This window comes from Mesorhizobium sp. L2C084A000, assembly GCF_000502875.1.
Lineage (GTDB): Bacteria > Pseudomonadota > Alphaproteobacteria > Rhizobiales > Rhizobiaceae > Mesorhizobium.
The window spans coordinates 16,123-28,204 of the sequence record NZ_AYWX01000022.1; the positions used below are offsets into that span (position 1 = coordinate 16,123).

A 12,082-nucleotide genomic window follows, 5' to 3' on the forward strand; every position below is an offset into this window, starting at 1 on the left:
TTCTCCATCTCGACATCCGGTCGTTTCAAAAAGCGAGCTCAACATGTGGAAATTTGGCGGGGCGCCTTGGCACCCACCCCGAACAGCAGCAGATCGGCCTTGGTCCACAAAAGATAACAGCCGAGCAAGGTCAGTGGCATGGCGAGTGCCGCGAAGGACCCGCCCGACCAGACCTCCGGCAGAGCTCGGCCGAGGGCGACGGTCGTCGCCAGCATTGCCGGCAACCGGCTGGCGAGCACCGCACTGCGGAACGGATCGGGCCAAGCGGCCGGCCACATCGGAATTGGCGTGCCGGGCCTGTGGAAGGTGCTGCCGAATTTGCCCAGGGCATGGAGCAGGCCAGAGGTCGCCGCAAGCAATGGATCGCCGAGCAGCAACAGGGCAATACCGAGTCCGATCGCACCCAGACCCGACAGGAAGTCGCCCAGACGGTTGAGGGTGGGATCGGGAGCATCCGGCCTTGCCCAGGCCCGGTGATAGGCCTCGCCGCCCCAGAAGAAGACCAGGGTGGTCAAGGTCAGCGCAACAGTGCCATGGCTGCCGGCGAAATATTCGATCACCGCCATGGTGACGCTGCTTCCCTCATGCAAGCCGACCGGCGCGGTAGCAATCTGGATCGCGAGACCGACAATGAGGCCGAGCGCGTTACCGCTGTTGTAATAGCCGCCCGGTCCCTTCATGCGGGCGCGAAGCGCCGAAACCAAATGTGCGATAGGAAGAAGGATCGTCCGCGCGTCCATCACTGCGCCCCCACGACAAGTCCTGCCGCCATCGGCAAGGCCACCGCCGCCTGGCTGATCGACGCCACTGGCCCCGTGTCGGGCGGCAGCCGGGGCCGGAATAGGTTTCGCATCACCGGCAAGGGTCATCACATTCCTCCACTGGACCTGAATTGTTGGGGTGACGATCGCCTGCCCAATTTGCGGCGGCAGCTGCAAAGGCAGGGGCCCCGTCGGAGGGTTGAACCGAAGCGGTTCGCAAGGACGTGCGTGCCTGCGGCGCTCGGTTCGACAGTGCCACGGACAGGATCGCACCCAGAATGATGGCGGCACCCAATGCGCTCGCGGACGAGCTCCGCTCGCCGAGAAAGATCGCCGCGCCCAGCGCCCCGAAAACGCTTTCTGCGCTGACGATCACGGCGGCGTGGCTGGCCGGCGTAAAGCGGAGGGCAACCGTCTGTATGCCGAAGGCAATCGCAGTGGAGAACACGCCGAGGATCGCCAGTTCCGGGCCGGCTGCGAATGCGGCGGCCAACGACAGATTGCCTTGCATTGCGCCGAGCGGCAGGGCGAAGGCTGCGGCGCCGAAGAACTGTGTCGCGGCTGCGGTGAACGGCCGCGCATGCACCTGCATGTGCCGGCCCAGCTCGACTGCCCAGAGCGCATAGCAGGCAGCCGAGAGGACAGCGGTGAGATCGCCACTGCTGAACCCGGCAATCCCATCCGACAACAGCAGTGCGCCAACAACGGTCAGCCCGGCGGCGACCGTGAGACTCGCTGTCGGACGCTCGCCTGCGAGAAACCAGGCGGCTAGCGGTGTCATTACCGTTGCCGTGCTGACCAGGAAGCTGGCATTGGTGACGGAGGCACTGATATAGCAAAGCTGCTGGAGCGTGATGGAGATGGCAAACAGCGCGCCCACCTTGGCCAAGCTGGAAAAATAGTCCGGCCCGAGCGAAAGCCGCCTCTCCATCAAGACAAAGGGCAGCACAAGCAGCCCGCCGATCAGGCAGCGCAGACCCACCGCACTCAGCGCGTCGAGATGCACAAGCACCATCTTTTGCGAGACATTGCCGAAGCCCCACAAAGCGGCTGCGAATAGCAGCAGCAAATTGGCTCTTGTCCTGGACACGCGTCCCCCTCGAACCAAGCCTTTCGTTGACTTGGTCACTTTAATTTAGCAAAGCCTAAACAGCCTGCCGTTACGGCAGCGCTTGAGCGCGAAGGCCGACTGTTGCGAAGCGTTAGTTTTGAGTTAGGATTTCGTCAGGCTGGGATAGCAAATGCAAAGTGAGGACAGGGGCGCTGCAAATAGAATCTCACTCTTCGGCGGTTTCCGGATTGAAAATGAAACGGCCGGTCCGCTTCGGCTGACCGGGAAACGAGGGCCGGCAATCATCGCCTATCTGGCCCGGTGTCCGGGCATGGCGGCGACGCGGGAGAGGCTGGCTGACCTCCTATGGGGCGACAGTGACGGCGAACATTCGCGCAACAGCCTTCGGCAAGCCCTCAGTGTCCTGCGCCAGGATCTGGCGCGAGAAGGGGTGGATCTCATCCATTCCAGCGGTGAGCTGATCGCCCTGAGGCCAGAGGCCTTTCAAATCGACGTGGAGAAGTTCGAAACGGGTCTCTCGGCCCGTTCCGCTCAGGACCTCGCGAAGGCCTTGGCGAACTACACCGGGCCCTTCCTCGACGGGCCTTATCTGGGAAGCAATGCGTTCGATGACTGGATCACATCGGAACGCGACAGGCTGCTTAGCCGTGCGCTTGAGTCCTTCGAAAAGCTGGCCCGTCTCGTCGACCCCGATGCAGGGCTGATCCTAGCCGATCGTATTTTGGCCATGGAACCGACACGGGAAGAATCCTATCGGCTCAAGATGGAATTGCTCCTTGCATGTGGCCAACGCGACAGGGCAATCAGGACATACGAAGCTTGCAGAAGCATGCTGAAGAAGGAGTTCGGCGTCGAAGCAGGCCCTGAAACGCGGGCGCTTTGGCAATCTCTGTTGCTTGCCGCCGACGACGCCTCAAATGTGCAGTCGACAAGTGGTGTTCCGGCCAGCCAGCGCCTTGGGCGCCCGTCCATCAGCGTTGCCGACTTCGTCAATCTGACCGGAAAGCAAGGCGACGACTTTTTCGCCAAGGGACTTGTCCAGGACATCACGACGGCCCTCTCCGAAGTGGCCGACTATGTCGTGCTCGCCGCGCTTCCGCCCGAGAAGAGCGGCCCGGGCGAAGAAGCCAAGACGCCAGGGATACTCCGGGCGCGATATATGCTCAGCGGCAGCGTCCAGAGATCCGGCAATGGGTTGAGGGTGAATATCCAGCTCGTCGACGCCGCCGGCGGCCACCACGTCTGGGCCCAGAAATTCGACGGCCACTCCGAAAACGCGCTCGAATTCCAGGACAGGATCGCACAGTCTGTTGTTCTTGCCGTGATCCTCGAACTTCAACTGACCAACTGGAAGGTTCGAGACAAAAGCCCGCCGGGTACCCCTGAAGTGCGCAGGCTGGTCAACGAAGCCCTCATGAAATATTTTGAGATGACTCGGGACTCGCTTTTGGTGGGGGTAGAGCTTGCCGAGAAGGCTTTCTCGATAGGTCCCGACAACGCCCGTGCAAAGCGGACGCTCTCGATCGTAATATCCATGGGCGTGGCGTTTGGCGCGCTGCCTCGGGAGCGTGGGGTGATCGAGCGTGCGGTCGAACTCGCGGAAGCCGCGGTGCGGGCGGTACCGGACGATGAAATTGCCCGATGTATCTTGTCGTTCGCTCTCGAAAGTTGCGGTCGTATCGACGAGGCGATCGCCGAATGCCGCCACGCGATCAGCCTCAACCCAAGCTACCCGACTGGCCACGGCGATATTTCGATGCTCTTTGCGTTGCGCGGGCAGGTCGACGAAGCGGTGCGCGAGGCCAACGAAGCAATCCGGCTCGGAACGCACGATGTGATCGACTTCTGGCGCCACCACGGCCTGGTTGTGGCGCTCTTCGCTGGCGGAGACAACCAGCGGGCGCTCGAAGCCGCCCGCAAAGTGGTCAGGACAAAGCCGGGCTTCGTTCGCGGTGCCCTTTATTGGGCCGCGACCGCGTCGGCCACCGGGAACAACGAAGAAGCGTCCCGAGCCATCCACCATTGCCTGTCACAACTTCCGCATCTCAATCTGAGCAATGTCTGCCCTGGCTTTGTGCCGCGCTATGTGAAGGATCATCACCATTCCCGGTTCCTTGAGATGCTGTCGAGGGCTGGCCTTCCCAGTTCCTAGCCACATCTTTGGCGCAGACACCATCATACGAAACTGGAGGGTTCCATCCTCCGCCCAGGCATCGAAAGCAGATGACGCGTTGGCAATTCCGGCCAGGTCGACCTATAAGCTACCCCTGCGATTGAGCTAGTCGCGCCGCACGCCGTCGCGCCAGCCAGTCATCCGCCGAATTTGCGGCTTGGCCTATCATGGCACGTGATAGAGTTCATACGATACGATTTAACCTATTGAAGTTACTAAATATGCAAGAGTATCAAAGGTTTAGGATAGCCATAGCCCCGATGATGGACTGGACGGACCGGCATTGCCGGTTCTTCCACCGCCAGTTGACGAGCCATGCACTGCTTTACACCGAGATGGTGGTGGCCGACGCGGTCATTCACGGCGCGCGCGAGCGGCTGCTCGGCTTCGATGCGACGGAACATCCGGTCGCGCTGCAGCTCGGCGGCTCTGATCGTGAAAAGCTCGCCGAGGCTGCCCGCATCGGCGAGGCTTTTGGCTATGACGAGATCAACCTCAATGTCGGCTGTCCGTCGGACCGCGTTCAGTCGGGCACGTTCGGCGCCTGCCTGATGAAGGTGCCGGACCTCGTCGCCGGCTGCGTCGCAGCGATGAAGGCGGCGGTGACAATTCCCGTCACCGTCAAATGCCGCATCGGCGTCGACGAGCAGGACCCGGAACCAGCCCTCGATGCGCTGGCGGATGGGGTTTTCGATGCCGGCGCCGACGCGTTGTGGGTGCATGCACGCAAGGCGTGGCTGGAAGGGCTGAGTCCCAAGGAAAACCGAGACATCCCGCCGCTCGATTACAGCAGAGTCTATCGACTGAAGGCAAAAAAGAACAACAAATTCATAGGCATAAATGGTGGAATTCAGTCGATTGAAGAGGCCCAGGCGCATCTCGGTCACGTCGACGGCGCCATGCTTGGCCGCGCCGCCTACCACACGCCCGGCATTCTGGCCGGCGTCGATGCCGCTTTCTACGGCGTCCAGTCCGAGCCGTTCGATTTTGCCGCGCTGATCGATACCATGGCGGACTATGCGGCACGCCATATCGAGCAGGGTGGCCGGCTTGGCCATGTCACCCGCCATATGGTCGGACTGTTCCATGGCCTGCCCGGTGCGCGCCGCTACCGGCAGATCCTGTCCACCGACGCGACAAAACCCGGCGCCGGCCCGGACGTGCTGAAGACGGCTTTCGCGGCCGTCGAGTTCGGTGGAGCAGCAGCCGAAGCGGCTTGAGTTTTGGGGATCAATCCCTGAGGATCATGCGGTCGCCGCGCACGTCAAAACCCGACAATGAACCGATGAAGTTCATGCCGAGCAGGCTCTGGCTGAGCATGCCGGGTGCGGCGATCATCACCGACATATCCCTGCGCATGATGCCGCCGATCGCAATCTGATCGGTTTTCACGGCCGCGGCGCGTGCCATGCCGTTAGCGGTCGAAACCGGTATGGTGTAGTTGAGCGCGGCCGGATTGAATCCGGCGGCCTGCGCATCCTGTGACGTCAGCACGGTGCTGGTTGCACCCGTATCCACCACGGCCCGGACCGGGTTGCCGTTGACCAGGATGCGCGCTTCGAAATGGCCGTTGTCGGCCTTGTCGAGCGTCACCGTGGCGTGACCGTCTTCGACGCCGAGCGCAAGCGGGCTGCCGGGAACAAGGCCCGCGGTCACCCGGCTGGCGACATCCTGCAACTCATAGCGATATTGGTAGCCAGCGATCAGCGCGAGTGCGATCGCCGCCCAGGCGCCGAGGTTGCGGGCCATGGCGCCCAGGGGCCGGCCCGAGCGAAGCAGGCCGGCGCCGACAAGGGCGCCAAAGGCGCCGAGCCAGATCAGTCGGCTGAAATCGTTGTTCTCGACGCCGAGCGTGCTGCCGGCGGAATCGTTGAGCATGAGCAGGACTGCTCCCACCCCGATCGCGGCCATCAAGATCCAGAACAACCGGCTCATCCGCACCTCACGATAGCGCGTCGCGTTCGCGCGTCATGCGGGTGCGGCGCGTTTCCCGGCGCGGCCGGCGCTCGACCGTTTCCAGCCGGGCCGGCAATTGCGCCATGACGCTGCGGCGCGTTTCCGTCGTCATCCCGATCCAGGCGCCGATCTCCTCGCGCGTGCGGCCGCAGCCGAAACAGAAGCCGGTTTTCATGTCGATCGAACAGACCAGGATGCACGGGGATTCGATGGCCGTCATGACTTTCTCTTGGGCTTCCATCCGGAATCCCTTGTTCCACCTCCACATGGTGCAACGGCAAAGCCAATGCAAGCCCTCGCGATTGCGCCCTTCGGGGCCGGCTTTGCGTCAAATGCAGGCCCATCATCCCGGAGGTTGTGCCAACCTCGCAAGGCGGCTATGCCGCTCACCAACTCCAGGGAATGATCGACAACAAGATGACCAGCGCACTGCCTTTCGACGATTTTCGCAACCTGTTGGCCAATCTGCCGACGGCCGACACGGCAGCCGAGACCCGCGTGCGCATGCTGTTTGCCAAGGCCGACAAACCAGGCAATTCGCTTGGCCGTATCGAGGACATCGCCGCGTGGCTGGCAGCCTGGAGCGGGCGGGCCCCGCCCGCGGTGACAAGACCGCTGATGGCGGTCTTTGCCGGCAATCACGGCGTCACGCGCCACGGCATTTCGCCACGGCCGGTGGCGGCGACCGCCAATGCGGTCGAGCTTTGCGCCGCCGGAGGTGCCGCGATCAACCAGATCTGCATCGCCAACGATCTCGGACTGAAGGTCTTCGATCTCGCCCTGCACGTCCCGACCGCCGACATCACCGAGGATGCTGCGCTCGACGAGCGTGGCTGTGCCGCCACCATGGCCTTCGGCATGGAAGCGATCGCCGGCGGCACCGACCTTTTGTGTCTCGGCGATCTCGGCGTCGGCAACTCCACCGTCGCCGCCACCCTGTTTGCGGCGCTGTTCGGGGGCAGGGGCGCCGACTGGGTCGGCGCGGGGTCGGGGGCCGATGCGGCCATGCAGGCACGCAAGGCCGACGTGGTCGATGCTGCGCTGGCTTTTCATGACGGCCATCTCGGCGACCCGCTCGAGGCGCTGCGCCGGGTCGGCGGCCGTGAATTCGCAGCAATCGCCGGCGCCATCCTTGCCGCGCGGATGCAGAAAATCCCGCTGCTGCTCGACGGATTGGCCGCCACGGCAGCCGCAGCGGTACTGCATGGCGTCAATCCCACCGCGCTCGATCATTGCCTGCTGGCCAGCCTGTCGCCAGAGCCTGCGCATGCACGCGCCGCCCAACGGCTCGGCCTGCGCCCGTTGCTCGATTTGGGCATCAGCCATGGCGAAGGGGCAGGGGCCGCCCTTGCCGCGGGGCTGGTCAAGGCCGCCGCGCTGACCAGTTCGGGCATGGCTGCGGCAGTACGCGGCTAGAGTCTTGAGGTATTAGCGCCGGAGATTGGGAATGCGATAGACGACAGCGTTGTATTTTGGGTTGGAGCGGCCGCCGACTATTACGCCTCCAAGGCGTTCCGCTATTCTTCTGCTGGCCACGTTCCTTTCGGCAACCGGATGTTCGAAGCAGTCCGGTTCAAGTGCCTCGGAGGCCCACTCCGCGACAGCAGCAATTGCCTCTTGGCCAATGCCGTTTCCTTGAGCGTCTTCCCTGATCCAGATCCCGAGTTCGGGACACACGGTCTTCGCTGCATGAAGGCCGACAAGTCCCAGACAGCGATCGTCCGCCAATGCACGCACAACAAAGTGCAAATCCGATCCGTCCTGGATTGGCGTCAGCCAGGATCGCCATACTTTGGCAAAGGCCGCCAGTGATCGAGGTGGTTCCCACTGCATGAAACGGGTGATGGCGGGAGTGATGGCGAAAAAGAGGTCTTCAGCGTCGTCGGCTGTAAACAGCCTCAAGCGAAGGCGGTCCGAGTGGATCTCTATGCCAACGACGTGCCAATCACCTTCTGCCATCGTGGGGCGCCGTCCTTCTTGCTGGCCATCGACACAGTTCGCCGCGACGCTTACCGTCGTCGAGCCGCCACCGCCGCGGTCGGCAGTGCTGGCAGTTCCTCCATCACCCGGCTCAGTGGGAAGATGGCGATCGCCTCGGTGCCTTCGCGCAGCTTGGAATGAAGCTCGAACTCGCCGCCATGCATGGCGAGCAGCCCTTGCACGATCGGCAGGCCAAGCCCGGTGCCTTGCTCGGCGCTCTTGATCGCGATCGAGCCCTGGCCGAAGGCGGAAAGCACGATCGGGATCTCGTCTTCCGGTATGCCCGGACCGTTGTCCTTGATCGAAATGTATTGTCCGCCGCCCGCCGTCCAACCAACGCGGACACGGATTTCACCGCCGGTGGCGGTGAACTTGATGGCATTCGACAGAAGGTTGAGCGTGATCTGTCGCACCGCACGCTCATCAGCGAAAAGGCGCGGCAGTTCGTGCTCGAAATCCTGGACGACCCGGATATCCTTGTTGCGCGCCCTCAACTCCATCATGTGACAGCAGTCCTCGACGATACCAAGCAGCATTACCGGTTCTTCGTTGAGTTGGTAGCGGCCGGCCTCGATGCGCGACAGGTCGAGGATCTCGTTGATCAGATCGAGCAGATGCTGGCCGGATTCGTGCACGTCATGCGCGTAGTCGCGATAGGTGGGATTGCTCATCGGCCCCAGCACCTCGTTCGACATCACCTCGGAAAAACCGAGAATGGCGTTGAGCGGCGTGCGCAATTCGTGGCTCATCGAAGCGAGGAACCGCGATTTCGCCAGATTGGCGTCCTCGGCCCGCCGCCGCGCCTCGTCCGACATCGATTTCGCCGTCTCCAGTTCGGCGATCAGCGCATCCTTTTCGGAGCGGAACGACAACATCATCAGGGACGAGTGGTTGAGATGCCGGGCCACATAGGCGAAGAACGGCAGCGACATGACCAGCAGCGCGGCCATGATCGCCTCGACCGGCATCCATAGCTTGGCGCCGGCATAAGCGTAGAGCGCCACGGGAACGGCAAAGGTGGCCAACAGTGCCCCGCGCAGAGACGAGGTCATCACCGCGGTCGCCGCCATGGCGAACAACAGCACCACGGCCTTGACGATGTGGAACGGATCGACCTCGCAGACGCTGCAGCCAAGCCACACAAACCATGCCCAGCCGAGACCGCACAGGAAATGGCCGATCAGGAATTCTCGTCGTGCTTGCGAAGGGTTGAGCTCGGAAGCTTCCGTGCGCTCGATGCGCCGCGCCATGAAGGCAACGATGGTGTAGCAGGTCAGGGTGAACAGCGCCCAGAGCCCGATCTCGTTGCCGATTCCGGCCAGCCGGCCGGCCGCCGCGATCGCCAGAACAAGAAGCGGGATGGCGATGGCGCCGCTGGTCATCGCGCGGGCATGCAGCTTCAACAGTTCGCGATCGAAATCGGGATTGCCGGCCTGCTGCGAAAGACGGTCACGCGTCTTGCGCACCGCGCGCGCCACATCGCTGTTGCGATGAGGTTTCCTGCGGTCCACAATGAACTTGTCCGCTGTGTTCGAGCGTTGCAAGGGCATCAAAACTTCAATTTATGCGAGCAGCGGTTTCCAAGTGTTAAGCTACGTTCGAATGATTAACCAACCGTTTGCCATATGAGCCGCTCGTGGTCGCCAAGACCGCGCCGGCGATACGTTGCGCGCCCCAGAAGCCTGTGGCGCCGGCTGGTGGATTACGGGCTTGCCGTCATCATCCTCGGACTGCTGATCCTGCTGGCGGCCCGCCTCGACCGGGTGGAGACACGCAAAACGCAAGGCGTGGCAATCATCAACGACGGCGATTCGATCACGCTTGGCACCGAGCGTATCCGCATGCGCGGCATCGATGCTCCGGAATATACGCAGACCTGCCGCAAGAACGGCGCGGACTATTCCTGCGGCACGCTTGCGCGTCAGTCGCTCGTTCGCCTGATCGCCGGCAAGCCCGTCTCTTGTACCGGCTGGCAGCGTGATCGTTATGGCCGGCTGCTCGGCGACTGCACCGCCGGCGGCAAGAATCTCAACCGCGCGCAGGTCGAGGCGGGCTGGGCGGTTGCCTATGGTGACTTCGAGAGCGAGGAAGCCATCGCCCGCGCGGGAAAGGCCGGCATCTGGGCGGGAACGTTCGATCAGCCGCAAGACTGGCGAGACAGCCATCACGGCGAAGTCGTCGAGAAGAAGCACGGCACGCTGGCGTCGATCGGCGATGCCGTGCGCGAGATTTTTCGCTTCTGGTGATGCACATCCTGGAACTGGAACCGAGAACGAACAGGAGGATGGAATGAAACTCTTCGACGGTGGCCGGGCGCCCAACCCGAGGCGGGTCCGCGTTTTCCTGGCCGAGAAAGGTATCGAAGTTCCACAGGTGCCCATCGACATGGGGGCGCTGGAACACAGGCAACAGGTGGTCGGCTCGCGCAATCCCTTGCTGCGCCTGCCGGTGCTGGAACTCGACGACGGCACCATCATCACGGAATCCGTCGCCATCTGCCGTTATTTCGAGGAACTGCATCCCGAACCGGCCCTGTTCGGGCGTGGCGCACTCGGCAAGGCGCAGGTCGAGATGTGGCAGCGACGGATGGAATTCAATTTGCTCAGCTGCGTCACGCAGGCTTTCCGGCACACCCATCCGGCGATGAAGGAATGGGAAATCCCGCAGTTCCCCGAATGGGGTGAGGCCAATAAGCCGAAGGCCGTGGCGTTCCTCAGGCTTCTGGACGGCGAACTGGGCAGCCGGGAGTTCATCGCCGGTGACAGCTATTCGATCGCCGACATCACCGGCCTGATCGCCGTCGACTTCATGAAGCCGGCACGCATCAAGGTGCCGGATGACTGCGCGAATGTGTTGCGCTGGCATCAGGCCGTCTCCAGCCGGCCGAGCGCATCAGCCTGAGAATGACTGTTGAACTCGAAAACCTCGTCGCCAGGGTCCGCGCCTGCCGTATCTGCGTGGAAAATCCGGCCGGCAAGCCGTTGCCGCATGAGCCACGACCAGTGCTGCGCCCTTCGTCCAGCGCTCGTATCCTGATCGCCAGCCAGGCGCCCGGCACCAAGGTGCATCTGTCGGGCATGCCGTTCACCGACGCCTCCGGCGACCGCCTGCGCAGTTGGCTTGGCGTGACGAGCGACGAATTCTACGACATCGAAAAATTCGCCATCGTCCCGATGGGCTTCTGCTTTCCCGGCCAGGATGCCAAGGGGGGAGATCTGCCGCCGAGGCGCGAATGCGCGGCGGCCTGGCGCGCGCCTTTGATGGCCTCGATGCCACAGATCGATCTGGTGCTGACGATCGGCATCTATGCGCAGTCCTGGCACATGGGTGCGGCGCGCCGGCCCTCCCTGACCGAAACGGTCATGGACTGGCGCTCCATCTGGGAGAATTCCGTCGGTCCGAAAGTGCTGCCGCTGCCGCATCCCTCGTGGCGCAACACCGGCTGGCTGAAGAAGAATCCATGGTTTGAAATGGATTTGCTGCCTTTTCTGCGTTCGGAAATCCGATATCGCCTCGGCTGACCTTACAGCAAGAAATCACTCGCTTTTCCGTCAATTGGCAGAATTTCTTTCTTGTGAAAGGTCGGAATAAGGGGGAGTATAGCCAATCTATTCCCCTGGGGAGCAAAATATGGACCGCCTCGATAGAAAAATTCTCCGTCTTTTGCAGGAGGACGCGACACTCGCGGTCGCCGACGTCGCCAAGAAAGTCGGGCTGTCGACAACACCTTGCTGGCGGCGCATCCAGAAGCTCGAGGAGGAAGGCGTCATCAAGCGGCGCGTTGCCATTCTCGACCATGAAAAGGTCAATGTGCGCGTCACCGTCTTCGTGTCGATCCGCACCAATTCGCACAGCCATGAATGGCTGCGGCGTTTCTCGGAAGTCATCCAGGAGTTTCCCGAGGTGGTCGAGTTCTACCGCATGAGCGGTGACGTCGACTATCTCCTGCGCGTCGTGGTTCCAGACATCGCCGCCTATGACGCCTTCTACAAGCGGCTGATCGCCAAGATCGAAATCCGTGACGTGTCGTCGTCCTTCGCCATGGAGCAGATCAAATACACGACCGAAATCCCGCTCGACTACATGGTGCTGGACAAGGAATCGGGTGCCAACGCCGCCTGAGCTGCAGCAGGTTGTCCT

General features: G+C 62.5%; 13 protein-coding genes. 7 read left to right on the plus strand and 6 right to left on the minus strand.

All coding sequences use genetic code 11. The annotated features are described in order from the left end of the window. Positions 1-38 precede the first annotated feature (38 nt). Positions 39-869 (minus strand): hypothetical protein, encoded by an 831-nt coding sequence (locus tag X735_RS138130; protein ID WP_245273307.1) that lies wholly within the window; start codon positions 867-869, stop codon positions 39-41. Continuing rightward, entirely contained in the window at positions 853-1,851 is a 999-nt protein-coding gene (locus X735_RS138125) for a DMT family transporter (protein ID WP_023813935.1), read from the minus strand. Before X735_RS138125 ends, X735_RS138130 begins: the two co-directional genes overlap by 17 nt. 151 nt (positions 1,852-2,002) lie before the next feature. Here X735_RS138125 and X735_RS138120 point away from each other — a divergent pair, with 151 nt between their 5' ends. Continuing rightward, positions 2,003-3,985: a BTAD domain-containing putative transcriptional regulator gene (locus X735_RS138120; RefSeq protein ID WP_023813936.1), complete on the plus strand. Its 1,983-nt coding sequence runs from the start codon at positions 2,003-2,005 to the stop codon at positions 3,983-3,985. 242 nt (positions 3,986-4,227) lie between these two features. Beyond that, on the plus strand, positions 4,228-5,226 hold the full coding sequence (gene dusA / locus X735_RS138115) for a tRNA dihydrouridine(20/20a) synthase DusA (RefSeq protein WP_023813937.1): 999 nt from the start codon (positions 4,228-4,230) through the stop codon (positions 5,224-5,226). 10 nt (positions 5,227-5,236) lie between these two features. Here dusA and X735_RS138110 read toward each other — a convergent pair whose 3' ends face one another. Together X735_RS138110 and X735_RS138105 are read right to left on the minus strand one after the other, a co-directional pair. Next, complete coding sequence (locus X735_RS138110; protein ID WP_023813938.1) at positions 5,237-5,941, minus strand: TIGR02281 family clan AA aspartic protease; 705 nt, start codon at positions 5,939-5,941, stop codon at positions 5,237-5,239. 7 nt (positions 5,942-5,948) lie between these two features. Beyond that, positions 5,949-6,182: a DUF1289 domain-containing protein gene (locus X735_RS138105; RefSeq protein WP_031213804.1), complete on the minus strand. Its 234-nt coding sequence runs from the start codon at positions 6,180-6,182 to the stop codon at positions 5,949-5,951. 197 nt (positions 6,183-6,379) lie between these two features. On the opposite strand from X735_RS138105, the gene X735_RS138100 reads away from it, so the two are divergent. Further along, the gene (locus X735_RS138100; RefSeq protein WP_023813940.1) at positions 6,380-7,378 is read left to right on the plus strand and encodes a nicotinate-nucleotide--dimethylbenzimidazole phosphoribosyltransferase; all 999 of its coding nucleotides are present in this window, start codon (positions 6,380-6,382) and stop codon (positions 7,376-7,378) included. A 12-nt stretch (positions 7,379-7,390) separates the two neighbouring features. Here X735_RS138100 and X735_RS138095 read toward each other — a convergent pair whose 3' ends face one another. Together X735_RS138095 and X735_RS138090 are read right to left on the minus strand one after the other, a co-directional pair. Then, positions 7,391-7,921 carry a GNAT family N-acetyltransferase gene (locus X735_RS138095; RefSeq protein ID WP_023813941.1) on the minus strand — a complete coding sequence of 177 codons (531 nt, stop codon included), beginning with the start codon at positions 7,919-7,921 and terminating at the stop codon, positions 7,391-7,393. 50 nt (positions 7,922-7,971) lie between these two features. Continuing rightward, positions 7,972-9,492 carry a HAMP domain-containing sensor histidine kinase gene (locus tag X735_RS138090; RefSeq protein WP_023813942.1) on the minus strand — a complete coding sequence of 507 codons (1,521 nt, stop codon included), beginning with the start codon at positions 9,490-9,492 and terminating at the stop codon, positions 7,972-7,974. Between the two features lie 75 nt (positions 9,493-9,567). Between X735_RS138090 and X735_RS138085 the strand changes: the two genes are divergently transcribed. From X735_RS138085 to X735_RS138070, 4 genes are all read left to right on the plus strand, one after another. Further along, the gene (locus tag X735_RS138085; protein ID WP_023813943.1) at positions 9,568-10,188 is read left to right on the plus strand and encodes a thermonuclease family protein; all 621 of its coding nucleotides are present in this window, start codon (positions 9,568-9,570) and stop codon (positions 10,186-10,188) included. A gap of 43 nt (positions 10,189-10,231) precedes the next feature. After that, positions 10,232-10,843, plus strand: coding sequence for a glutathione S-transferase (locus tag X735_RS138080; protein WP_023813944.1), 612 nt, complete (start codon positions 10,232-10,234; stop codon positions 10,841-10,843). Continuing rightward, positions 10,783-11,463: a uracil-DNA glycosylase family protein gene (locus X735_RS138075; RefSeq protein ID WP_032909543.1), complete on the plus strand. Its 681-nt coding sequence runs from the start codon at positions 10,783-10,785 to the stop codon at positions 11,461-11,463. Before X735_RS138080 ends, X735_RS138075 begins: the two co-directional genes overlap by 61 nt. A gap of 109 nt (positions 11,464-11,572) precedes the next feature. Continuing rightward, complete coding sequence (locus X735_RS138070; RefSeq protein WP_006205209.1) at positions 11,573-12,064, plus strand: Lrp/AsnC family transcriptional regulator; 492 nt, start codon at positions 11,573-11,575, stop codon at positions 12,062-12,064. Positions 12,065-12,082 lie beyond the last annotated feature (18 nt).

What these genes read in the sequence shown, in the direction of transcription:
- dusA (WP_023813937.1), top strand. Translation starts at nt 4,228, where the DNA reads ATGCAAGAGTATCAAAGGTTTAGGATAGCCATAGCCCCGATGATGGAC.
- X735_RS138120 (WP_023813936.1), top strand. Translation starts at nt 2,003, where the DNA reads ATGCAAAGTGAGGACAGGGGCGCTGCAAATAGAATCTCACTCTTCGGC.
- X735_RS138090 (WP_023813942.1), bottom strand. Translation starts at nt 9,492, where the DNA reads ATGCCCTTGCAACGCTCGAACACAGCGGACAAGTTCATTGTGGACCGC.
- X735_RS138105 (WP_031213804.1), bottom strand. Translation starts at nt 6,182, where the DNA reads ATGACGGCCATCGAATCCCCGTGCATCCTGGTCTGTTCGATCGACATG.
- X735_RS138070 (WP_006205209.1), top strand. Translation starts at nt 11,573, where the DNA reads ATGGACCGCCTCGATAGAAAAATTCTCCGTCTTTTGCAGGAGGACGCG.
- X735_RS138100 (WP_023813940.1), top strand. Translation starts at nt 6,380, where the DNA reads ATGACCAGCGCACTGCCTTTCGACGATTTTCGCAACCTGTTGGCCAAT.
- X735_RS138085 (WP_023813943.1), top strand. Translation starts at nt 9,568, where the DNA reads ATGAGCCGCTCGTGGTCGCCAAGACCGCGCCGGCGATACGTTGCGCGC.
- X735_RS138095 (WP_023813941.1), bottom strand. Translation starts at nt 7,921, where the DNA reads ATGGCAGAAGGTGATTGGCACGTCGTTGGCATAGAGATCCACTCGGAC.
- X735_RS138130 (WP_245273307.1), bottom strand. Translation starts at nt 869, where the DNA reads ATGACCCTTGCCGGTGATGCGAAACCTATTCCGGCCCCGGCTGCCGCC.
- X735_RS138110 (WP_023813938.1), bottom strand. Translation starts at nt 5,941, where the DNA reads ATGAGCCGGTTGTTCTGGATCTTGATGGCCGCGATCGGGGTGGGAGCA.
- X735_RS138080 (WP_023813944.1), top strand. Translation starts at nt 10,232, where the DNA reads ATGAAACTCTTCGACGGTGGCCGGGCGCCCAACCCGAGGCGGGTCCGC.